22 protein-coding genes and 1 pseudogene are annotated in these 21,333 nt (G+C 67.4%); 17 read left to right on the top strand and 6 right to left on the bottom strand.

What is annotated here, in order from left to right; all coding sequences use genetic code 11:
* Positions 1-87: 87 nt before the first annotated feature.
* Genes QM732_RS03695 through QM732_RS03675 form a run of 5 tightly spaced genes read left to right on the top strand, consistent with a single transcriptional unit; the run spans position 88 to position 5,155 of the window.
* Positions 88-1,047, top strand: coding sequence for a sugar kinase (locus QM732_RS03695; RefSeq protein ID WP_415654844.1), 960 nt, complete (start codon positions 88-90; stop codon positions 1,045-1,047).
* The gene (locus QM732_RS03690; RefSeq protein ID WP_415654843.1) at positions 1,044-2,357 is read left to right on the top strand and encodes a pectate lyase family protein; all 1,314 of its coding nucleotides are present in this window, start codon (positions 1,044-1,046) and stop codon (positions 2,355-2,357) included. Before QM732_RS03695 ends, QM732_RS03690 begins: the two co-directional genes overlap by 4 nt.
* A 41-nt stretch (positions 2,358-2,398) precedes the next feature.
* Complete coding sequence (locus tag QM732_RS03685; protein WP_415654842.1) at positions 2,399-3,358, top strand: TRAP transporter substrate-binding protein; 960 nt, start codon at positions 2,399-2,401, stop codon at positions 3,356-3,358.
* The gene (locus QM732_RS03680) at positions 3,358-3,849 is read left to right on the top strand and encodes a TRAP transporter small permease (RefSeq protein WP_415654841.1); all 492 of its coding nucleotides are present in this window, start codon (positions 3,358-3,360) and stop codon (positions 3,847-3,849) included. Before QM732_RS03685 ends, QM732_RS03680 begins: the two co-directional genes overlap by 1 nt.
* 25 nt (positions 3,850-3,874) lie before the next feature.
* Positions 3,875-5,155 (top strand): TRAP transporter large permease, encoded by a 1,281-nt coding sequence (locus QM732_RS03675; RefSeq protein WP_415654840.1) that lies wholly within the window; start codon positions 3,875-3,877, stop codon positions 5,153-5,155.
* Here the strand turns inward: QM732_RS03675 and QM732_RS03670 are convergent.
* On the bottom strand, positions 5,152-5,925 hold the full coding sequence (locus tag QM732_RS03670; RefSeq protein WP_415654839.1) for a substrate-binding periplasmic protein: 774 nt from the start codon (positions 5,923-5,925) through the stop codon (positions 5,152-5,154). The genes QM732_RS03675 and QM732_RS03670 overlap by 4 nt on opposite strands.
* 47 nt (positions 5,926-5,972) lie before the next feature.
* Between QM732_RS03670 and QM732_RS03665 the strand changes: the two genes are divergently transcribed.
* From QM732_RS03665 to cutA, 3 genes are all read left to right on the top strand, one after another.
* Positions 5,973-7,076, top strand: a complete 1,104-nt coding sequence (locus QM732_RS03665) for a dienelactone hydrolase family protein (RefSeq protein WP_415654838.1) — start codon at positions 5,973-5,975, stop codon at positions 7,074-7,076.
* Between the two features lie 35 nt (positions 7,077-7,111).
* Positions 7,112-7,591 carry a hypothetical protein gene (locus QM732_RS03660; RefSeq protein ID WP_415654837.1) on the top strand — a complete coding sequence of 160 codons (480 nt, stop codon included), beginning with the start codon at positions 7,112-7,114 and terminating at the stop codon, positions 7,589-7,591.
* Positions 7,592-7,691: 100 nt separating this feature from the next.
* The gene (gene cutA / locus QM732_RS03655) at positions 7,692-8,003 is read left to right on the top strand and encodes a divalent-cation tolerance protein CutA (RefSeq protein WP_415654836.1); all 312 of its coding nucleotides are present in this window, start codon (positions 7,692-7,694) and stop codon (positions 8,001-8,003) included.
* A 64-nt stretch (positions 8,004-8,067) separates the two neighbouring features.
* Here cutA and QM732_RS03650 read toward each other — a convergent pair whose 3' ends face one another.
* Positions 8,068-8,955, bottom strand: coding sequence for a hypothetical protein (locus QM732_RS03650; protein WP_415654835.1), 888 nt, complete (start codon positions 8,953-8,955; stop codon positions 8,068-8,070).
* Positions 8,956-9,360: 405 nt separating this feature from the next.
* Here QM732_RS03650 and QM732_RS03645 point away from each other — a divergent pair, with 405 nt between their 5' ends.
* From QM732_RS03645 to QM732_RS03625, 5 genes are all read left to right on the top strand, one after another.
* Positions 9,361-9,696: a hypothetical protein gene (locus tag QM732_RS03645; protein ID WP_415654834.1), complete on the top strand. Its 336-nt coding sequence runs from the start codon at positions 9,361-9,363 to the stop codon at positions 9,694-9,696.
* A gap of 82 nt (positions 9,697-9,778) precedes the next feature.
* Entirely contained in the window at positions 9,779-10,384 is a 606-nt protein-coding gene (locus QM732_RS03640; RefSeq protein WP_415654833.1) for a response regulator transcription factor, read from the top strand.
* 50 nt (positions 10,385-10,434) lie between these two features.
* Positions 10,435-12,186, top strand: a complete 1,752-nt coding sequence (locus QM732_RS03635; protein WP_415654832.1) for a hybrid sensor histidine kinase/response regulator — start codon at positions 10,435-10,437, stop codon at positions 12,184-12,186.
* Between the two features lie 92 nt (positions 12,187-12,278).
* Complete coding sequence (locus tag QM732_RS03630; RefSeq protein WP_415654831.1) at positions 12,279-12,869, top strand: PEP-CTERM sorting domain-containing protein; 591 nt, start codon at positions 12,279-12,281, stop codon at positions 12,867-12,869.
* Positions 12,859-13,779, top strand: coding sequence for a hypothetical protein (locus QM732_RS03625; RefSeq protein WP_415654830.1), 921 nt, complete (start codon positions 12,859-12,861; stop codon positions 13,777-13,779). Before QM732_RS03630 ends, QM732_RS03625 begins: the two co-directional genes overlap by 11 nt.
* Before the next feature lie 568 nt (positions 13,780-14,347).
* Here QM732_RS03625 and QM732_RS03620 read toward each other — a convergent pair.
* Complete coding sequence (locus QM732_RS03620; protein WP_415654829.1) at positions 14,348-14,860, bottom strand: hypothetical protein; 513 nt, start codon at positions 14,858-14,860, stop codon at positions 14,348-14,350.
* A gap of 141 nt (positions 14,861-15,001) precedes the next feature.
* Between QM732_RS03620 and QM732_RS03615 the strand changes: the two genes are divergently transcribed.
* Positions 15,002-15,481, top strand: a complete 480-nt coding sequence (locus tag QM732_RS03615; RefSeq protein WP_415654828.1) for a hypothetical protein — start codon at positions 15,002-15,004, stop codon at positions 15,479-15,481.
* 54 nt (positions 15,482-15,535) lie between these two features.
* Here QM732_RS03615 and QM732_RS03610 read toward each other — a convergent pair whose 3' ends face one another.
* Entirely contained in the window at positions 15,536-16,879 is a 1,344-nt protein-coding gene (locus QM732_RS03610; protein WP_415654827.1) for a serine hydrolase domain-containing protein, read from the bottom strand.
* Between the two features lie 659 nt (positions 16,880-17,538).
* Between QM732_RS03610 and QM732_RS03605 the strand changes: the two genes are divergently transcribed.
* Positions 17,539-18,363, top strand: a complete 825-nt coding sequence (locus tag QM732_RS03605; protein ID WP_415654826.1) for an alpha/beta fold hydrolase — start codon at positions 17,539-17,541, stop codon at positions 18,361-18,363.
* A gap of 128 nt (positions 18,364-18,491) precedes the next feature.
* On the opposite strand, the gene QM732_RS03600 is transcribed toward QM732_RS03605, so the two are convergent.
* Positions 18,492-19,133: a HipA domain-containing protein gene (locus QM732_RS03600; RefSeq protein ID WP_415654825.1), complete on the bottom strand. Its 642-nt coding sequence runs from the start codon at positions 19,131-19,133 to the stop codon at positions 18,492-18,494.
* Between QM732_RS03600 and QM732_RS03595 the strand changes: the two are divergent.
* Positions 19,117-19,266 (top strand): annotated as a pseudogene (locus QM732_RS03595) (transposase); the annotation flags it as partial. The gene QM732_RS03600 and the pseudogene QM732_RS03595 sit on opposite strands and share 17 nt — an antisense overlap.
* Positions 19,194-20,255, top strand: coding sequence for an IS3 family transposase (locus tag QM732_RS03590; RefSeq protein ID WP_415654824.1), 1,062 nt, complete (start codon positions 19,194-19,196; stop codon positions 20,253-20,255). The pseudogene QM732_RS03595 and the gene QM732_RS03590, both read left to right, overlap by 73 nt.
* Positions 20,256-20,562: 307 nt before the next feature.
* Here QM732_RS03590 and QM732_RS03585 read toward each other — a convergent pair whose 3' ends face one another.
* Positions 20,563-21,333 carry a rhamnogalacturonan acetylesterase gene (locus QM732_RS03585; RefSeq protein WP_415654823.1) on the bottom strand — a complete coding sequence of 257 codons (771 nt, stop codon included), beginning with the start codon at positions 21,331-21,333 and terminating at the stop codon, positions 20,563-20,565.

The following is a 21,333-nucleotide window of genomic DNA, read 5'->3' as shown; positions in this document are numbered from 1 at the left end:
ACCCGGCCCGAGTCCGGGGTAAACCATGTAATCTGGAATGGACCGGGTGAGATATCTTTATTGAACCGCTGTTTCATTTTTTAGATCGTGAACCTTTCTCCCGGGGCCGCCCACCGGCCCGTGTCCATTGCCGCCCTGGGCGAATGCATGCTGGAACTGCAAGGCCAGGCTTTCGGCCAGCTGCGCCAGACCTTCGGCGGCGACACACTGAACACTGCCGTCTACCTGGCCCGCTGCGGCGGCGAGCACCTGCGGGTGCATTACGCGACGGCCCTGGGCGACGACACCCTGAGCACCGGCCTGCTGGAGCGCTGGGCCGCGGAAGGCGTGCAGACCGGCCTGGTGCAGCGCCTGCCCGGGCGGCTGCCGGGCCTGTACCTGATCGAGCTGGACGAGGGCGGCGAGCGGCGCTTCCACTACTGGCGCGGCCAGGCGGCGGCGCGCTCCTACTTCGACACGGCGGCAACGGCGCTGGAAGATCAGGCCGACGCGCTGGACGCCCTCTACCTGTCCGGCATCAGCCTGGCCATCCTGCCCCCGGCCGGGCGCGAACGCGTGCTGGCGCTGATGGCGCGCATGCGCGCCCGTGGCGCCGTCGTCGCCTTCGACAACAACTACCGCCCGCGCCTGTGGGAGTCGCTGGCCGATGCCCGCTACTGGTACGAACGGGCCTTCGCGGCCGCCTCCATAGCGCTGATCACGGCCGACGACCACCAGGCCCTGCTCGCCTTGCCCGACCTGGCCAGCGCCGTCAGTGCCGCCCAGGCCCTGCCGGTGGAAGAGATCGCCATCAAGCGCGGCGCATTGCCCGCCATCGTCGGCGGCGGCAGTGCCTGGCAGGAGGTTGCCGCCGAGACCGTGTCCCGCGTCGTTGACACGACGGCCGCGGGCGACTCCTTTGCCGCCGGCTACCTGAGCCGGCGCCTCGCAGGCGCCGCGCCGGCCGCGGCCGCGGCCTTCGGCAACCGGCTGGCGGCCCGTGTCATCCAGCATCCCGGTGCGCTGATCCCGCGCGACGCGATGCCTGACCTGATGGCCACCGCATGAGGCTGGCCTGGGTCCTCGCGCTGGCCACTGGCCTGAGCCAGGCCCAGGACCATGCGCCGCTGCATCCCGCCACCTACGTGCATGCCGGCTGGGCCCAGACCACCGGCGGCCAGGGCGGCAAGATCGTCCGCGTAACGACGCTGGCCGGCGACGGCCCCGGCAGCCTGAAAGCGGCGCTGGAGACGCCTGGCCCGCGCATCGTCGTCTTCGAGGTGGGCGGCGTCATCGACATGGGTGGCAAGAGCTGGAAGCTGCGCGAGGGCCGGGTCACCATCGCCGGCCAGACGGCGCCCGATCCCGGCATCACCCTCGTCAAGGGCGAGCTGGAGGTGTTCGCCAGGGACGTGATCCTGCAGCACATCAGCATCCGCCCCGGTGCCTACGGGCGGCCCAGGCGCAGTGGCAACGACCACGACGGCCTGTCCACGGGCGACGGCGCGGCGCGCGTCATCGTCGACCATTGCAGCTTCTCCTGGGCGACGGACGAGAACCTGTCCGCCAGCGGCCGGCGCTTCGAGGGCGCCACGCCCGACGACTGGCGCGCCAACACCTCGCACGCCATCACCTACAGCCACAACCTCATCTACGAGGGTCTGGGCGAATCGGTGCACGTGAAGGGCGAGCACAGCAAGGGCAGCCTCATCCACGACAACGTCACGCAGATCCTGCTGCTGGGCAACGTCTACGCCTCCAACCGCGAACGCAACGCGCTGTTCAAGGGCGGCGTCTGGGGCGCGATGGTCAACAACCTGATCTACAACCCCGGCTGGCGCGCCGTTCACTACAACCTCGTCGCCCACGAATGGGTGGGCCGGCCCTACCAGGTCGGCAAGGTCACGCTGGCCGGCAACGTCTACCGCGCCGGGCCCGGCACCGAGCGCAACCTGCCCTTCTTCACGCTGGGCGGCGTGGGCGACGTGCAGCTCTACGAGCAGGACAACATCGCCGTCGACCGCCAGGGGCTGCCCCTGCCGATGACGGGCCGCTACACGACCAGCGCCGACATCGTGCCGGTGCGCGAGCCCTATCTGCCGCCAGGCCTGCACTGGCTGGCGCCGCGAGAGCTGGAGAAGCTGCTGCCGCTCTTCGTTGGCTCGCGCCCCTGGGCCCGCGACCCGCTGGACTTCAAGCAGCTGTCCGACATCGCCGAGGACCGCGGCCTGCACATCGACGACGAGACCCAGAACAACCCCGAAGGCCTGCCGCGGCGCAAGCCGACGCAGCGCGCCTTCGTCGAGGCGGACTGGAACCTCGCCGACATGGCGCCGAAGGCCGGCTGGCAGTCGCTGTTCACACAGACCTCGAAGTGAGACCGCCGCGCCACGGCGGCCCCGATCCAGGAGACGTTTCCATGAAGACCCGCATCACCTTGCTGGCCGTCGCGCTGCTCAGCCCAGCCGCCTGGGCGCTGGAGCTGAAGTCCGCCGACGTGCACAACAGCGACGACTACCCCACCGTCGTCGCCGTCAGGCACCTGGGCCAGGTGCTGGCCAGGAGCAGCGGCGGCGCGCTGACGGTCAAGGTCTTCAACAAGGGCGCGCTGGGCAGCGAGAAGGAGACCGTGGACCAGGTCAAGCTAGGCGCGCTGGCGATGGCACGCGTCAACCTCGGCCAACTGACAGCCATGTGCCCCAAGACGCTGGTCCCGGCCCTGCCTTTCCTGTTCCGCGACACCGCCCACATGCGCCGCGCCTACGACGGCGCGCCCGGCGCGGAAATCCTCAGGGGCTGCGAACACCAGGGCATGGTGGGCCTGGCGCTGTACGACGCCGGCGCCCGCTCGATCTACGCCCGCAAGCCCATCAGGACGCCGGCCGACGCCAAGGGCCTGAAGATCCGCGTGCAACAGACCGAGCTGTGGGTGGCCGCGATGACGGCGCTGGGCGCCAACCCCTCGCCCATGCCCATAGGCGAGGTCTACACCGGGCTCAAGACCAGCCTCATCGACGCGGCCGAGAACAACGTCCCCAGCTACGAGGGCTTCCGCCACTTCGAGGCGGCCAAGTTCTACAGCCGCACCGAACATGCCATGACGCCCGACGCGCTGTTCATCAGCAAGCGGGTGTGGGACAAGCTCAAGCCCGAGCAGCAAGCCCAGTTGCGCGAGGCCGCCAGGGCCTCCGTCACCGTGCAGCGCGAGCGCTGGGACGCCCAGGAGGCCAAGGCGCTGGCGACCGTCAAGGCCGCCGGTGCCGAGATCGTCGATGCCGACCGCGAAGCCTTCCGTCGCGCCGTGCAGCCTGTCATCGCCAGGTTCGTCAACACGCCAGAACTGCAGAAGCTGGTCCAGGCGATTCAGGACATCAAGTGATGGCCTACACGAGACTCTGCGCGGCGCTGTCGCGCTGGTCGCTGCGCACAGCCGTGCTGGGGCTGGTGCTGCTGGTGGTCTGCGTGCAATGGCAGGTGCTGGGCCGCTACCTGCTCAACGACTCGCCCACCTGGACCGAGCCCGTCGCGCTGCTGCTGGTGCTCTACATCACCGCGCTGGCCGTGGCCGTGGGCGTGCGCGATGCGGGCCACCTCGGCCTGGAATCCATCGTCGCGCTGCTGCCCCGCGCGGCGCAGCGCGTGGCCGAGGCAGGCATCCACCTGTGCGTGATGGCGTTCGCCGTGCTGATGGCCCAGGCTGGCTGGGAATGGCTGACGCTGAAGTGGGACGAGCCCAAGCCCATGCTGGGCGTGCCAGAGGGGTTGGACTACCTGCCGCTGGTCATCTCCGGCGCGCTGATCGTGCTGTTCTGCGTGGAGCACCTGATCGCGTTGTGGCGCGGCACGGCAATCGAAGAGGCGGGGGTCTGAGGTGGAGGGATTGGAGCTTTGGGTCATGTGCGGCAGCTTCGTGCTGCTGCTGCTGCTGGGCGTGCCCGTGGCCTTCGCCATCGGGCTGTCGTCCATCGCCACCGCGCTGGCGGCCGACCTGCCGATGGCCATCGTGTTCCAGAAGATGGTGGGCGGCATGGAAGTGTTCTCCTTCCTCGCCATCCCGTTCTTCATCTTCGCCGGCGAGCTGATGCTGCATGGCGGCATCGCCGCGCGCATCGTCAACTTCGCCAACCGCCTGGTGGGCCATGTACGCGGCGGCCTGGGCATGAGCAACGTGCTGGGCTGCACGCTGTTCGGCGGCGTGGCCGGCTCGCCGCTGGCCGACGTGTCGGCCATGGGCTCGGTGATGATCCCGCTGATGAAGCGCGAGGGCTACGACGCCGACTACGCCGTCAACGTGACCACGCATGCCGCGCTGGTGGGCGCGCTGATGCCCACCTCGCACAACCTCATCATCTATGTGCTGGCCACGGCCGGCATCGCGGCGGTGAGCGTCTTCAACCTCATCCTGGCGGCGCTGATCCCGGCCCTGCTGCTGACGCTGGCCAACCTCGTCGCCGCCTACACGGTGGCAGTCAAGCGCGGCTACCCCACGCATGGCGCCTTCCCCGGCTGGGGCGCCGTGTTCGCGGCCTTCGTCGCGGCGCTGCCGGGGCTGCTGGTCATCGTCATCATCCTGGGCGGCATCCTCAGCGGCGTGTTCACGGCCACCGAGTCGGCCGCCACGGCCGTGTGCTGGGCGCTGATCGTCACTGGCCTGGTCTACCGCTCGCTGTCCTGGCGCGGCTTCCTGGCGGCCTGTGCCAAGGCCTGCAAGACCACCGGTGTCGTGCTGCTGCTGATCGGCATCTCTGCCGCCTTCGGCTACTTCATGGCCTTGTACGAGGTGCCGCAAAAGACCGGCGAATGGCTGGAGCAGCTCAGCGGCAACCGCCCCTGGGTCATCTTCCTGTGGGTGAACGTGCTGCTGTTCCTGCTGGGCACGTTCCTCGACATGGCGGCCACCATCCTCATCTGCACGCCCATCTTCCTGCCGCTGTGCATGAAGGCCGGCATGGACCCGACGCAGTTCGGCGTCGTCATGCTGCTGAACTGCGCACTGGGCCTGAACACGCCTCCCGTGGGCAGCACGCAGTTCGTCGGCTGCGCGATCGGCGGCGTCAGCGTGGGCCAGGTCATGCGCTCCATCGCCCCCTTCTACGGGGCACTGCTGGTCACGCTGCTGGCGGTGACTTACATCCCGGCGCTGTCGCTGGCGCTGCCGGCATGGGTAGGCGGCTAGAAACCCGGATAGCGCGACAGCACCCGGCTCCATTCGGGCTGCTGGCGCGCCCGCTGCAGGCCCAGGTTGAGGCGCTGCAGCAGGCCCGGCCGGCGCTCCAGCGTGCGATGGCCGACGTAGACATGCACGGGGCTCACGGCCAGCTCCAGCACCACCTCCACGGCCTCGCCGGGCTGGCGCGCGGCGCGATAGAGCAGCGTCGCGGGGTCGTCGATGACGAAATCCACCCGCCGCCCGCGCAGGGCCGACAGCGTCAGGTCGTTGGCATACAGCGGCACCAGCAGCCCCGCCAGCTCGGGGTCCTCCAGCTCGCGGCGCACGGCCAGCGGGAAGACCACGCCACGGATCACGCCCACCTTGACGGCGCGCCCCTTCAGGTCGGCCAGCCGGCGCGGCAGGTTGGCCGCGCCCGCCAGGCTCAGCAGCGCGACGCGTTCGTTGCGGTAGGGCTGCGTGAATTCACCAAAGGCCAAGCGCTCCGGCGTGTGCGTGGCCGAGGACATCAGGTCCAGCTCACCCTGCGCGATGTCCGGAATCTGCCGTGCCCAGGGCCGGCGCGACCACTGCAGGCGCTCGCCGGCGGCCTGCGCCACCAGTTCCAGCAGCTCCACGTCCAGCCCCTGCGGCGTGCCGGTGGCGCTCCGGCTCTGGAACGGCGGGTAGTCGCTCCAGCCGATGCTCAGCGGCGCCCGCTCCTCGGCCATGGCCGCCCTGGCTGGCAGGGCCAGGACCAGGGGCAGCAGGCAGGCATCGCGGCGGCTCAGGGACATCGGCCGACTCTCGCACAGCAGCGGCTGCCTGAGAGCCCGTACGGACCATGAGACAGGCACGCCGCCACCTCCTCGCGTCAATCGCGTCGCTCACGGCGCTGGCCGCGTACGCCCGGCCCGGCCGCGCCGAGGCGCTGGACGACACCCTGGCCAGCCTGCAGCGCCGCTGGCGCCCTCGCCTGGCCTGGCGGCCCGACCCGAGTTGGCGCGCCCAGGCACTGGCCGCCGCGCGCCGCCTCATGCTGCTGCCCGGCGACGATGGTGGCGCCTTCGCTACCGACGTGCTGGCCGAGCAGGACCGAGGCACCCATGTCGCACAGGCATTGACGCTGCGCGGCGCATTGGGCGACCGCGTACCGGCCCTCTACTTGCGCCCCAAGGCGGCGGGGCCCCATCCCGCCGTCCTCGTCATGCACGACCACGGCGCGCGCTTTGACATCGGCAAGGAAAAGCTCGTGCGCCCGCTGGCCGCCAGCCCTGCTGCCGATGCCTGGGCGCAGCGCTACTACGGCGGACGCTTCGTCGGCGACACGCTGGCAGACGCCGGCTTCGCGGTGCTCGCCATCGACGCCCTCGGCTGGGGTGAACGCGGCCGCGCCGGCTTTGCCCGCGACGACCAGCAGGCCCTGGCCAGCCACCTGATGCAGCTCGGCCACAGCTGGGCCGGCGTCATTGCCAGCGACGACCTGCGCTCGCACCGCTGGCTGCGCGAGCGGCCCGAGGTGGATGCCGGGCGCGTCGCGGTGCTGGGGTTCTCGATGGGGGCCCTGCGGGCCTGGCAGCTGGCTGCCGTCAGCGACGACGTGTCCGCCTGCGTCGCCGCGCACTGGATGTGCACGCGTGAAGGGCTGCTGCGTGCCGGCGAGCACACGCTGCAGGGCCAGTCGGCCTTCAGCATGGCCCATCCCGGGCTGGCTGCCGAGCTGGACCATCCGGACGTCGCCTCGCTGATCGCGCCGCGGCCGCTCCTGCTGTTCGGATCGCAGGAGGACCGGCTGTTTCCATGGGACGCCACGCAGGCGGCGTGGCAGCTGCTCGCGCGGGCCTGGCCGGGCGGCACGGGCTTCGGCACCCAGGCCACGGCCGGCGGTCACCGCTTCGACCTGGCGCAGCAGCGACACGCCTGCAACTGGCTGATACACCATACCTAACACCGAGTTCGCATAGTCCTGCGGCATCATGCGCCATGGCCTTCTCCCGCCACCTCCTGATGCTGGTGCCGCTCGCCTGTGCCGCCTGTGCGCCCTTTCCCCACCTCGTCACGCTGACGCCGGACATCACCGGCACGCTGACCCGCGACGGGCAACCCGTGGCCGGGCAGGAGATCCAGCTGGCCCGGGGGCCGGACGCCGACCCCTGCAGCATCAGGCTGGAGTCGGCACGGACCGGCGCCGACGGCGGCTTCAAGCTGGAGCGCAAGACCCAGCTCGTGCTCATCTATGCGCCGCTGGTGGCACCACTCTCGGTCAGTCCGTTCAACGTCTGCGCGACCACGCCTGACAAGACCCTGCTGCTGTTCCGCGGCCTCGTGCCGCTCTACAACGCGCGGCCACTGGAGCTCGCCTGCACGTTGAAGGAACTCCAACCCGCGCTTCCCCAACCCGCGTACCAACGGCTGCCGCAGGCGGAGCCTCCCTGCAAGGTCGGCCAAGTCCGCCTGGAGTGAGCTGTCGCCCGCGTGGGCGATCATGGGCGACGCCAGCGGCGCGGCATCCGCGCAAGGTTGAGCCACCGTGCAGCTCCGCCAGTGACAATCGGCCATGGACATGCTGGCCGTCTTTACCACCGTGGCCGACCAGGCTCAGGCCGACGCCCTCGCCCTGGCGGCCGTCGAGCAGCGCCTGGCCGCTTGCGTACAGACCGAGTCCATCGGCAGCACCTATCGCTGGCGGGACGAGGTTGTCCGCGAGAACGAGGTACGGCTGGTGTTCAAAACCACCCGCACCCGCTATCCGGCACTGGAAGCACTGCTGCGCGCGAAGCACCCCTACGAGTTGCCAGCCATCTACGCCTTGCCGGTCGTCTGCGCATCGGCGGGTTACGAGGCGTGGGTTGACGCCCAGACCCAGGCCCCGTGACGCGGCCGTCACCGCCCGGCGACGGCGACCCAGGCCGGTCGCGAGCGGCCATGACATCCCATCGTCAACGCACCAGGGACAGGGACTTGCTGTAGTCCAGGAAGTGCGAGTTCATCGCCTTTCGGTCTGCCTGGTTTCCGCGCCTCATGTCTTTTACCCATGGCTCCGCGACGTCGGCGAGCGACACGGCGAGCTTCATCCGATCTGCGTTGCCCAACGCCGGATCCTGCAGGGTGCGCCTGAGCGTGTTCATCGCGGTCGTCACGGAATCCGTCGTGTCGCCCCCGTCCGGGGATGAGTCTGCAAGCGCCTCATCCGGCGTGAACAGCACGTGGAGCACGAATGCATGCATGTCTATGACGGGCGTCTGCTTGCGCACCTGCTCCTTCATCGAAGAAACCTGGGCGTTCCAGTCGCTGGCGAACCTGGCCGGGTCCGCGCTTCCCAGTCGGTGGTCCTCGCGAAACTGCCTGAGCGTGAGGTCGAGCGCCCCGAGCTGCGCGTCGTACTCGTCGAAGTAGCGGTTGTACTCGGTGGCCGCCGCAGTCAGGGCGCTCATCTGCCTGTCAAAGAGCGCCTGCTTGGCGGTGTAGCGCGCCTGCAAGGCGGTTGTCGCCAGCGCGGACGCGACCCCGAGGAGGATGCTCACGACGAGCAACAGGTGGTCCTTGTAGGTCAGCAGCGACGAACGCCTGGGCGCTTCGCTGGCGGCGTCGCCCGAAGAGCTTGCGGATGTGGCACTGGAATCGCGATGCGCGGCTTGATTGGATCTGGTCATCTTGGAAGCGTCGGACGACCGACGATTGAAGGAGCTCGCGTCTGCCATCCAGGACGGCTGGATCGACCCGCAGCTCTTGCCGCAAAGGTAGCCGGCACGCCTCAACTCGATCAGAAAAGGCGCCAGTGAATTCTGGGCGCAGTCATCGGCCTCGCCAAGAAAGGTTTGCCCCACGTTCGCGCAGCTCCGCAAGCGCCTTGGCCCGGCCGGCCGGGCTGTCTCGAGCCATGGGCGGCTCGCCTGCGCAATCGCCAGCCTGGCCTTGAACGCCCCCCGCGACCTGCTGCCGGAGCAACGCCGCGTCCCGAAGCCTTGGCGAATGCAGTGGATGCGGCGAATGTGGTGATTGTGGTGAATGTGGTGAAGGCGTCGCGGCACGCCAGCCGGGCCGGCGATGGCGTGCCGCCCCGAACCGCCAACGGGTTCGCATGCCCTTTGGTGCTATTCCGAAAGCGAGCTCCGTCTTCTAACGTGGTGCGCACCGCAGCCGTCGCGGCCAGCGACGGAGCAAGCCGTGCAAACAGAAAGGACTCCGCAGTGCCCATGAACCGAACCCGCTTGTCCTTAGGAGCCCGCCTCGTGACCTTGATCGCCGCAGCGGGGGCCGTCGGGTGCGCGGCAGTCATCACCAAGGACGGCATCGAGCAGCGCGCTGCGCAGGCCACCGGCGTCCCGGTGGGCTCGTTCAGCATCACCGATCAAACGGCGGGTGACGCCGGGCGGATCGATTTCACGGTGAAGACCAACGCCGGCGCGGCCTACAGGTGCTATCTGTACTCGGCAACCGGCTTCCAGCGGGCGATGACGTTTGGCCAGACACCGCATTCAGACGCCATATGCACCAGGATGGGCGGCGGCACGACACCGGGCCGCTCGACCTGCGACGCCCTGAGCAAGGCAGCCGGAAAGTGCTGATGGCTTGATCCGCGGCGGGCATGCAGGCGGGCCAGACTCGGGCCCGCGGCCCGGCTCGTCGTCGTGGGACATACTGGAACGCATGAACCTCCTGCTGGTCGACGACCATCCATTGTTCGGCGCGGGCTTCGCCCATGCCCTGGAGGTGGTTCGATCATCGGTGCATGTCCAGACCGCCCCCACGCTGGAGGCCGGTCTCGAGGCCGCAGCCCGCGACGCGAGCCTGGACATCGTCCTTGTGGACTACCGCCTCGCGGGCGAGGACGGGCTGGCTGCGCTCGGCGAGTTCGGACGCCGCTTCCCTCTCGTCGCTCGGGTGCTGATCACAGGCGAGGACGTGCGCCTGCTGGGACGCCAGGCCCGCGCTGCGGGTGCAGTCGGCTGCCTCGGCAAGCACCTCACGGCGGTGGAGATCCTCGCGGCCCTGGATGCAGTGCTTGATGGCGGGGAGTGCTTCGACCGGGGGCCCGCCGCCGCGTCGGCCCATCGGCCCGGCGAAAGCGTGACCACGCGCCAGATGGAGGTCCTCGGCCTGATCGCCAAGGGGCGGCTGAACAAGCAGATCGCGGATCAGCTCGGCATTGCGGAGAGGACGGTGAAGCTGCACATCACGGCGCTGCTTCAGGCCTTCGATGCCCGCAACCGCACACATCTGCTGGTGAAGGCCCGCGAGCACGGGCTGCTGTGAGCGATCACCACACGCTGCCGGCCTCGACGCCGGCGTGGGCGAGGCCCCTGGTGAGCAGTCCTGTTGAGCGCGCGCAACTGGTGGCCATGATCCGCGCCACGCCCTGGGCCTGGAGCCTGGGGGTGCTGGGCATCGTGATCATCTGCTGCGAGTACTCGCGCAGCGACCAGGAATCCGTCGTTGCGCTCTGGACGGGCATCGTTGGTCTCGTCGTGCTGAGCCGGTTGCTGGCATGGGCGGCCTGGCGCTGGCTCGGGCACGATGCCCCTCTGGGTGCGAGCTGGGCCCTGGTCATCCTCGGCACCAACTTGCTGTTTGCGGGGTGCTGGGGCCTACTCAGCATGCTGCTGTGGGCGGCTGGCCCGATGTCCTCGGAAGGCCTGCTCCACGTGACCCTGGCAGCCATCGCCATGGGCGGCACCTCCCGGCTCGCGGGATTCGAGCGGGCCATGGTGACCTACGTGGTGCTGGTCCTCGCTCCCCTTGTCGCAAGAGACGTCTGGCTCGGCAGCAGCTTTCACACCTTGATGGTCGTGCTCATGCCCATGATCGGCATGTACGCCCTGTTCAGCGGGCTGTCGACGTCGCGGGCACTGCGTGAGCTGGAACGTCAGCGGGGTCGCAAAGCCGAGATCGCCACCCAGCTGAGGGACGAGGTCGAACGGGGCGAATTGGCGCGGGCCCAGCTCGAAGAAGCCGGGCAGGCCAGGACGCACATCTTCGTTGCCGCCAATCACGATCTGAGACAGCCGCTGCACGCCATGGGGCTGCTGGTGCAGGCGCTGCTGTCGCTGCCGGCATCGGATGAGGTTCGGTTGCTGGCCGAGCGACTGCAGGACTGCACGGAGGGCATGACGGACGCCGTGGACGAGCTGATCGAGCTTGCACGAGCCTATGCCCAGCCCAGGGAGCCACGCCTGGCGCCGCTGGCCTTGCAGCCCCTCGTCGAAGAATGCTGCAGGCCCTATGCCGCGCTCGCCGTCGCCAAGGGCCTGCAGCTCGAGGCGGACGTATCGAACCTGGGCGTCGTCAGCGACGGCGGGATGCTTGCAAGGATCATCGCCAACCTGGTCTCCAATGCCGTTCGCTACACCCACAAAGGCAGAGTGCTGGTCGTGGCCGAGGCGGTGCCCAGCGGGGCAATCAACCTGCACATCCGTGACACCGGCATCGGGATGGCGGCGGCCCACCTGCCCCGCATCTTCGAGCCGTTCTACCAGGTGGGCAATCCGGGCCGCGACCGCAGCAATGGCCTCGGACTGGGGCTGGCAACCGTGCGACGCTTCGCCTCCCAGCTCGGCATCGAGATTGACGTCAGCTCCGTTCCCGATGTCGGGACCCGCTTCACGCTGCGCCTGACCCGCTGCGAGCCGCCAGCCCGCGACACCCCCGCGGCCGCCGAGGCCGATGCCGCGCCCTTCGCCGGGCGTCGGGTGATGGCCGTGGAGGACGATGCGGCCATCACCGATGCGCTGCAACGGCTGCTGCAAGCCTGGGGATGCGAGGTGGTGGTGGCCGTCGACGGTGATCAGGCCATGCGTCTGGCGCGCGCCGGCCGCGCGCCAGATGTCGTCATCGCCGACCTCTGCCTCCCTGGCTCGCTGAGCGGCGTGGATGCTGTCCAGCGGCTTCGCCAGATCTGGTCGGTACCTGTTCCCGCGCTGTTGATCAGCGGCACCACGGACGGCCCAGGGGTCGAGGCCGCTCGCGCGGCAGGCCTGCCACTGCTGATCAAGCCCGTCGCGCCGGCCCGGTTGAGGGCCTTCCTGGCGCAGGCCTTCTCCTCGATGCCCCGCCCCTGAGCCAAGGGGGGCGTCCTGCCCGAAGGGGCAGATGCGCGAGAGCTTCGTGCCCGGCATTCTGGAGTTCTTGTCCAACTCTCCCTGGAGCAATCATGACTCGCTGGCCATGCTGGGCTGCCTGCGCCTTGTTCTGCCTGAATCTCCCCGCCATTGCACAACCCTCGCAGGTCGTGACCTTCGAGGAGATCTCGCCCAACGACCTGACAGATGGCTACGGAGGGTTGGCCGGCTGGTCCGGGCTGGGCGGCTCAGGCATTGCCGACAGGGACATGGGCGGCAACGGGCTGAAATCCTTCTACGGCCACGGCGGCGTCCTGACGTTCCTCGACTCGCCCGTGCGTGTCTTCGGCACGTACTACAAGTCCTACGCCGTCGACCTCAACGAGCCCGCCTTCTCCGCAGTGGAGCTGTGGTACCAGGGTCAACCGGTGGCCAGCATCGCGGACCCGCGCACGCCGTTGGCGATGGCGTGGCTCACGACGAACTACAGCGGCCCGGTGGATGCCATCCGCTTTCGGGGGGGCATGGAGGGCTTCTCGATCGACGACCTCACCTACGAACCGATGCAGGTGAGCAACGTCCCGGAGCCGGCACCCTGGGCCCTGCTCGCAGCCGGACTTGGACTGCTGGCCCGGCAACGGCGCCATACGGTAACGAAGGTGCAGGCAGATCATGGCGAGTAGCGGCCGGATCGCCGCGCTCGCCGCCGCGGCCCTCATGCTCCAGGGCGCTGCTGAAGCGACGACTTGCGAGGAGAACTTCCAGACGGTGGGAGATGCCCGCAACGGCTTGTTGTTCGCCACGTCCGTCATCGTCGCGGATCTGAAGGTAGCTAGCGGCCTGGCGCAGCTGCGCACGATCGCCAGGGCAGCGGGCTACGAGCCCGGCGGCGACATGGTGCAGGCTGGCATCGGCGAGCTGTCATTGCTGCAGACCTCGAACCGTCCGCCGCTCGTCATCCGCGCGACCGTTGCCAGCGGCGGAGAGGTCTCCCTCGGGCTCAAGCTGGCGCAGGGCCAGCGCGCACGCCCGGAAGACGTCCGCGAGGAGTTCTGCAGCATGCTCGGCAAGCTGCGGGGCGGCAGGGCCGCAGATGCGCTGGCTGCAGCGGAAGATGCGGACCGGGCCAACGCAGTGGTCGATGCGCGCGCCGAGGCCTTGTCGGCAGAGGTGGGGAACGACGTCAAGAGCACGCTGAAGCCGGTCGCCAGCAAAGGCAACTTCAGCCGTTGGCTGATTGGCACGGGGCCTGTCGCGACGGACGCCGACTTCAATGCGGCGTTTGCGCCGATCCGGGCCAAGTACGTCGGACGCAAGTACCGTATCGATGGCCAGATCTACACCGTCTCCCGCAACGACGTCACCGGCGAGATGGACATCAACTACCTCGTGACCCCGACGCGGGGCCTGGCCAGGATCCGCCAGGAGGCCCAGTACAACAACCTCAACTTCCAGATCAAATGCGTGCTGGCCAAGGACCAGGCCAAGCTCTTTGCGACGCTCTCCAACGGGGACTTCGTCAAGCTCGCGGGCCAGGTCACGAACATCTATCCCGGCGGCATGCAGCTGGAGCAGTGCCGGCAATCGCAATGACGGCTACGGTCCGGGCGATGGTTGCCCGGACCAGTACGCGATGCAGGACGCTGAACTTCTCCGATGTGCGGAGGCGACACGCCCGGCCCGTCATACCGACGACGTCGCCAGGGCCGTTCCTTCGGAGCAAGGTATCCGCGCGCTGCTGAGGGAGGTGGACACTTCGAGACCTGGATGGCGTTGATGCCCACTTCGCGAGCCAGACGTGACACCGAAACGCCCTGGCGCAAGCACAACTCGACGAACTCGGCCTTCGCCGTCTTGTCGTACGCGCAACGTCCACCGGGCTTGTGGCGCAGGACAAGGCGACGCTTGAGGTCTTCCAGATCACGCGACATAGGTTCCCACTCCAGTGGTTAAGTGGGAACGAAGACTGTCGGCTTGCCTGCCGTTCCTCAAGGACGCGGCTTACTGATCGCATACAACAAGGCCGCCTGTAGATGTGCAGTCTGCACTCTGTGGTGTTGTATCGAGTCCGGACTCAGGTCCTGGGGAAAACAGCGAGTTCAACTATCGAAAGCCACCCGCATCAAACCGCTTGATTAACCGGAAAGTCCCTGTAGACGGGTTAGCCATCACCTGCCGCCAGGACTTCTTGCAAGCGCTGGACAAGGTCCGACCGCTTGGGCTCCCAATCCACGTTTGCAATGGCACGCTCCGCGGCGACTTTCGCCTCGAATGGCCGACCAGCAGCAAAGAGAGCCAGCGCATGTACGGATCCAACAAGCCAGTCGTCCGGAAAGGCGGTGACCGCAGGCCCCAGTACATCGAGGGCTTTTGAGGCTGCACCGAAACGTGTGAAGTGATCTGCCAGGAAATAGCGCGCGACCTTTACACGGGGACTGACTTCGGCCCGCCCCTGCGCCAACTCAAGCGACAGCGCAGTCTCGTATTCGCGCGCAGCCTCATCGTGTCGACCTAAGCTTTGCAACACCCCTGCGTACGCGCCATGCCAGCCTGCGTCCTCCGGCACTATGGCGATTGCTCTCCTGTACCGGTCCGCGGCTGCTTCAAACAGCTTGTCCCCCCAGAGGTTTAAAGCCTCGGCGGCAAGCGAATTGGCGAGTGTGTAGTCAGGCATGGATTGCAATGGCTAACGTCCGCTGCAGAAAACGGCTATGCCTTGCGCTGGCCATACTCAAGTTCCTCCTCGTGGCAATAGAACAGCACCCCGGACCCAAGGTTGTGCAGCACAACAGCGTCATCCCTAGGCTGCGGCGCCTTGAAGCCTCCCGTCGTTGACGGCAGGGACGCCCTGGAAAGCGGCGACATCCTGGCTGAACCCGAGCCGCAGATTGGCACGATCGACTGCAAGCCGGACCGTTCCGACTGGAACAGGCTCATCTTCGAGATGAATCGGGATGCCGACTCCCACACCATCCTGCTCAAGGACGAGTCCGACCTCCTCAGACTGTCGAACGCCATCGCAGTGCGACGACTCATACAAATCAATGGCGGCAAAGGGATGATCAACTTCGATCATCTGAGCGTTGGTCGCGTGCTATCGATGCCCGAGTTCGGCGAGGATCAGAACCATCTGCTCGATGCCGACGTCGCGGACTATTTTTACCTGTCGCAGCATTCACTCCGGCAGTTCGAACAGGAGTTCGAAAACGGCATGCTGGCCATCGATAGGGCCCTGCGCAGCGGCAAATTCAACGATATCGTTCCCGCATCAGAACTGAGGCGAACAGTGCCCTGAGGCAGCATGGCGCTTCGCGTCGGAATATGCAGGCCTGACGACTGATCGGCGACGTCAGGGCTTCTCGGCCTGCGCGCGCAGCGCCTGCGCAATGGCTTCGAATGCACTCCGGTCCAGCTTGTGCGTGTAGAGCGTGTTCGGCACGGGATGCGAAGAGAACTTCACCAGCACCATCTCCGCTGCGGGATTGATGTGCAGATGCTGACCGTTCAGCCCCTTCGCCTCGAAGCTGCCGTCCCCGTCGTGCGCAATCCACCAGTAGTCGTGATACGAATAGCCCGCCCTCGGCAAATGCCCGGCCGCCTTGAACTTGCCGGGGTCGCCTCCCTTGCGCAGCTCGGCGATGACACGGGGGTCCAGGATCTGGCGCCCCTGACCGCGCCCGCCGCTTCGCAGCATCTCGCCCAGGCGGGCCAGGTCGCGAGCCGTGGCGCTGACGCCCACGCTGGCCACCTGGGTGCCGCTGCCGTCGGTCCAGACATAGGCATCTTCGCCAGCGCCGAGCGGCATCCAGAGGCGTTCGGACAGGAGGTCTGACAGCCGCTGTCCCGCCACGCGCTGAAGCAGCCAGCTCATCACCTCGGTGTCGACCGACTTGTACTGAAAGCGTTCACCATGCTCGCCGGATTTCCCGACGGTTGGCAGGTAGGCGAGCAGGCTCGAAGTTCCAGCATGGCCGGCCGGTGGCGGCACGAGGCCGGCGGCGATCAGGTACTGAAAGACGCCCGAGGCGGGCTTGCCGAAGTCTTCTTCGTACTGAACGCCCGTGGTCATGTCCAGCGTCTGCTGGACCGTGGCATCCCCCCAGGCCGAACCCTTCAACTCCGGCAGGTAGCGGACGACGGGCGCACCTGGATCGATGCGACCTTCGAGGATGAACTGCCGCGCCAGCAACCCGACCAGCGATTTGCTCAACGAGTTGAGGGCGTGCGGCAGCCAGGGCTTCATGCCAGCGTCATAGCGCTCGTAGACGACCCGTCCGCGGTGCAGGATCAGCAAGGCGTCGGTGTAGGTGCTGCGCTGCCAGTCGTAGAGGTTCAGGACATTGCCTTCGCCATCGTCGAGGCGCAGCTCGTCGAGCTCGAGCGGTGCCGAGCTCAGTGTGGAGGGAGGCCCGTCGCCTCGCCGGATGGCGGTCGTCGGGCCGAGTTCGCGCATGTGCTGGTAGGCCCAGCGCGCATTCGGAAACTTCAGCACGCTGGCCAGCCGCACGGTCTTGTCCATCGCGGGCGGGAATCCCTGCATGAGGCCCAGAGCGACCGGATCGCTCCCCTCGGGAGAGGGAAGCTGATGGCGCGGCTGGGCGAGGCCAAGGGCAGGCGCCAGCAGCAGCGTCGCCAGAACAGCCATAGGCCCGGCCGAATGCCGACCCGAACGGAGGAGTTGATGCGGATTCATGAGGGTTTCCTGGTGGAGGCACCGAAGCAACGGTGAAAGAGATCGGTGCCGGCTCGCAGACGTCGGCCGATCCCGCAGGAGATCCCCGGCGCGGCGGCGCAATCCCGTGCGCACGTCGAGCGCAGGTCGGGGGCTGGGGCTGCCGTTTGATCAGGCCCCACACCGGCAGCTGGCCCTGCCCCGCGCCGAGCAAAGGCAGATGCCGCCGCCCTCGCGATCTCAGACCTGTCGATGCGCCGGTGACTGGGCGCGCGCGCCGGATGCGCGCATCGCCGCGGGGCGCCAATCGATCAGCGTGGAAAGCCAGCTCGACTGAGCGCCAACTCCCGCAAGCTTGGGCAATCCATGGCCATCACTCGGGCAGCCACAGGCAGCCCTCGCAGGTGCCGCCGCGACGACGCAGAGCATGAAGCAGGCCATGAGCGTCTTCCTGTTCCGGGTCGCTATGCGAGTGCGATGAGGACCATACCTGTGCATGACGTTTCCTGATCGGGGATCGAATCGAGAGGGAGCTTATCGAGTCGATGCCACTTCAGACACCGCCCTTTGGGGCAGGTTGTGCCGCCTGCAATCGCAAAGACAGAATGGCCTTCGTCAACCCCCGCAGTCCCAAAAACAAGGCCCACCTGGTGAGGCTCACAACATCCCGGCTTGCTGTCATGAAGCTCTACCGATACCTGCGACTCGCGCCGACCCTGGTCCTGTGCGTCGTCATTGCCGGCTGCAGCACGGCGCCCAAGACCACGATCGAAGCCGTACAGGGGCGTCAGGTCGAAATGCTCGTCTCCAGAAAATCCGGACCGACCGTCGTCTTCGAGACCGGTCTGGACGGGACCATCGAATGGTGGTCCAAAGTCTGGCCCGAGGTCTCGAGGGAGTCCAACGCACTGGCCTATAACCGTCCGGGCTACGGTCGCAGCGAAGCCACTGAACAGCCACGCGACGGCATCCACATCGTCGACGATCTTCGCGCCCTGCTTCGGGCCGAGCAGATGCCGCCGCCGTACGTGCTGGTCGGGCACTCGCTCGGCGGCCTCTACATGCAGCTCTACGCGCGCTTGCACCCTGACGAGGTCATGGCGCTTGTCCTGGTGGACTCCACACATCCGGAGCAGTTGCGCGGGAACGGAGCGCAGGAACATTGGCCTACCTGGATGAAGCTGGCCTTCGGCATGGCAACGTCCGCAACAGCCAAGCGCGAACTGGCGGCCCTTGATGCGACCGGACAACTGGTGCTGCAGCTCCCGCCACCCGAGGGCTTGAAGGTTCTCGTGCTGAGCGCCCAGCAACCGATGAAGGAACGCTCGGAACTTGCCGATGACGCCAACAGCAAGCGCGCTGCGCTGGCGAGCCTTTATCCGGGCGCAACACAGGTCTGGGTCGACAGCGGGCACGCCATTCCGCTGGAGAAGCCGCAAGCCGTTGTTTCAGCGATCCGAGAGGCTTTGAAGCCCCGAGCGCACAGCGGCGCTGCACGTGACTGAACAGCAGGACTGGGAGCGCATCGCGCGCGTACGGCCTCAGGCACTTAGGGGGCTGGGACCAAGCGAAACGGCGATGCACAGGCACTCAGCTCAGAGTCGTTGACGCCGGGCAGGCCAGCGCCGTTCGCTCACCGCGCGTGCGCGCGCCCTTCTTCCCAGGCCTGTGCCATCTGCGCCCACAGCGCCGCAGTGACACGCGCATCGCCCTTGGCCTCATCCAGGGTCTTGCCCATGGCCTCCGCTATCCGGGCAATCACGTCGGCGGGCTGTGCGACACCGCACACACGGCGGCCGAAATCCACCAGCTCATCGGTCGTCGGATAGGACTTCGTCTGATGCTTGCCCGCGAACAATTTCAGCGCAAGAGTGCGGTCTTCCAGCTCGGGCCCGCCTGGCGATTGGGTGTACTTGTAGATGGAGGTTCTCACGACATCGAACATGGGCGCCAGCCACACGTCCTCGCGCGAGCGGTAGAGCAACCCGAAGTTCTTGAGGTGCGCATCACCGTTGCGGACCATGATGGAAAAGTCCACCTGCTCGAAGAAGCGATGCAGGTTGCTGCTGTGAAGCTGGAACTGGCGCAGCAACTCGGCAACACGCTGGTAGCTGCCCTGGTACTTGCGGTCCGACAGGATGTCGCGCACCCGCAGGCCCGCAAGCGCCGCGGTGTCTTCAAAGCCCAGCTGCGCTGCCCCCTGAGATCCGCAGCAGGAAGTTCTAGAGTCCGATCCACCCGAGACGGAGATCGGACCGATGAAGAAGCGATACACCGAGGAACAAATCATTGGATTCCTGCGTGAGGCCGACGCTGGCCTGCCGGTCAAGGAGCTGTGCAGGAAGCATGGCTTCAGCGAGCCGAGCTACTACGCCTGGAAGGCCAAGTTCGGCGGCATGAACGTGTCAGACGCGCAGCGGCTGAAGACGCTGGAGACCGAGAACACGAAGCTCAAGAAGCTGCTGGCCAACTCGATGCTCGAGATCGACGCGATGCGCGAGGTGCTCAAGGGAAAGTGATGGCCGTGGCGGCGCGGCGCGAGGTCGTGCGGCAGTTGCGGGACAAAGGCTTGAGCGAACGCCGGGCCCTCAAGCTGGTGGGCATGAGCGCCAGCACCCTGCGCTACCGGCCCCGCGACGACGGCAACGGCCAGCTGCGCGAGCGACTGACAGAGCTCGCCGGCCAGCATCGCCGCCACGGCTACCGCATGCTGCACAGCCGACTGCAGCTCGAAGGCTGGACGATCAACGTCAAGCGCACCTACCGGGTCTACCGCGAGGAAGGGCTGATGGTGCGCAAGCGCCGGCGCAAGAAGCTGCCCGTGCCTGAGCGGCAGCCGTTGGTGCGCCCGATGCAACCCGATGAGGTGTGGAGCATGGACTTTGTGTTCGACGAGCTGGCCAACGGCCGCAGGGTCAAGACGCTGACTGTGGTGGACGACTGCAGCAAGGAGGCAGTGCAGATCGCCGTGGACACGTCGATACCCGCGCTGTATGTCACGCGGGTGCTCGAGCAGGTCAAGGCCGAACGAGGCTTGCCCAAAGTGATCCGCACCGACAACGGCCCGGAGTTCGCGGGCCGGACGATGCAGACATGGGCCGCCAGGAACGGCGTCGAGCTGCGCTTCATCCAGCCCGGCAAGCCGGTGCAGAACGCCTACATCGAGAGCTTCAACAGCCGCTTCCGAGACGAGTGCCTGTCGCAGCACTGGTTCGCCAGCCTGAGCCACATGCGCAGCGTCATCGACAACTGGCGCGAGGACTACAACCACCACCGGCCGCACAGCACCCTCGGGTATGTGCCGCCGGCCGTGTTCGCCGCGCGGTGTCGCCAGCATGCTGGCGACACCGCGCCAAACCCCGCATCGACAACTACGATGCAAACCCCTGGGCTCTAGATCGAAGTGCTACGAATCCTGGGGGCAGCGCACAGCCGCTTCACCTGGCCATCGGCGTGGACCACCAGGTCAAAGCGGTCCAAGACCAGCATCTGACCATCGTCGGACAACGCGAACGACGACATATCGACGCCAGTCAGTTATGGCTTACATATTTCACTTCAGTCAGTTGTCCTGCGCAGCCATCTTTTTAGCCTTCCCCGGAGCGCGCCCCGTTCTCTGGGTCGAAGTCCACCTTTGAGTCGAATTTGACGCCCATCTGGCAGCCCGTTCCCATTCTCCGGCGGACTGTCGGTCCGCGCCGGGATCAGTGCTCCAGAGTCCTCGCGCCCGCCAGCTCCGGACGGAGCTTCAGCAGTCCATCCATCACCTGTTCCGAGAACAGCGCCGCGCCCCGCGGACCGAGATGGGTGCGGTCGAAGCGCGGGGGGGCCTCGGCCAGCGTGTCGGCGCCGGCCTGGCCCATGGCGGCGACGGCGGCGTGGCTGATGGCGTTCAGGTCCAGCACGGGCACGCCCTGGTCCGCACCGACGCGGATGATGGCGTCGGCCCAGGGTCGCAGGTCGTTTGGCAGCTCACCCTGCTTGAAGGTGCGCCTCGTGAGCGGCGTGATCAGCAACACCTCGCCGCCGGCAGCCGTCACGTCCTTCACATAGCCCGCCATGTTGGGGCCGAACTCGGTGGCGAGGTCGGTGGAGCGGTTGGGTTTGCCGGGCTGGTCGTTGTGACCGAACTGGATCAGCACCAGCGTCTTCTGCTTCTGGCCGCTCTCGCCGCGCTCGTTCAGCAGCGCCAGCACCGTGTCCCACAGGCCCTCGGCGCGAAAGCTCTTGCTGGAGCGTCCGCCGCGCGCGAGGTTGAGACAGGCCACTTGCTGAAAGCGGGCGCACAGCGCGTTGCCGTAGCCGCTGCGCGGCGCCATCGTCGAGTCGCCAACGAGGATGAGGCGCGGGCCGGTGGCGACGTTGGCTGTGGTTTCGCCCTTGGCCGCGGACGGGGCAGCTGCCGGGGGCGTCTGGGCCGTGGCGGCCCCGGCCAGCAGCAGGGTTCCAAGTAGGGAAGGCAGCAGCATTTTCAT

This window comes from Roseateles sp., from assembly GCF_047654805.1.
Classification (GTDB): Bacteria; Pseudomonadota; Gammaproteobacteria; order Burkholderiales; family Burkholderiaceae_C; genus Pelomonas.
Note: the sequence above shows the minus strand (reverse complement) of the source record. Positions and strands in the feature narration are given on the sequence as shown.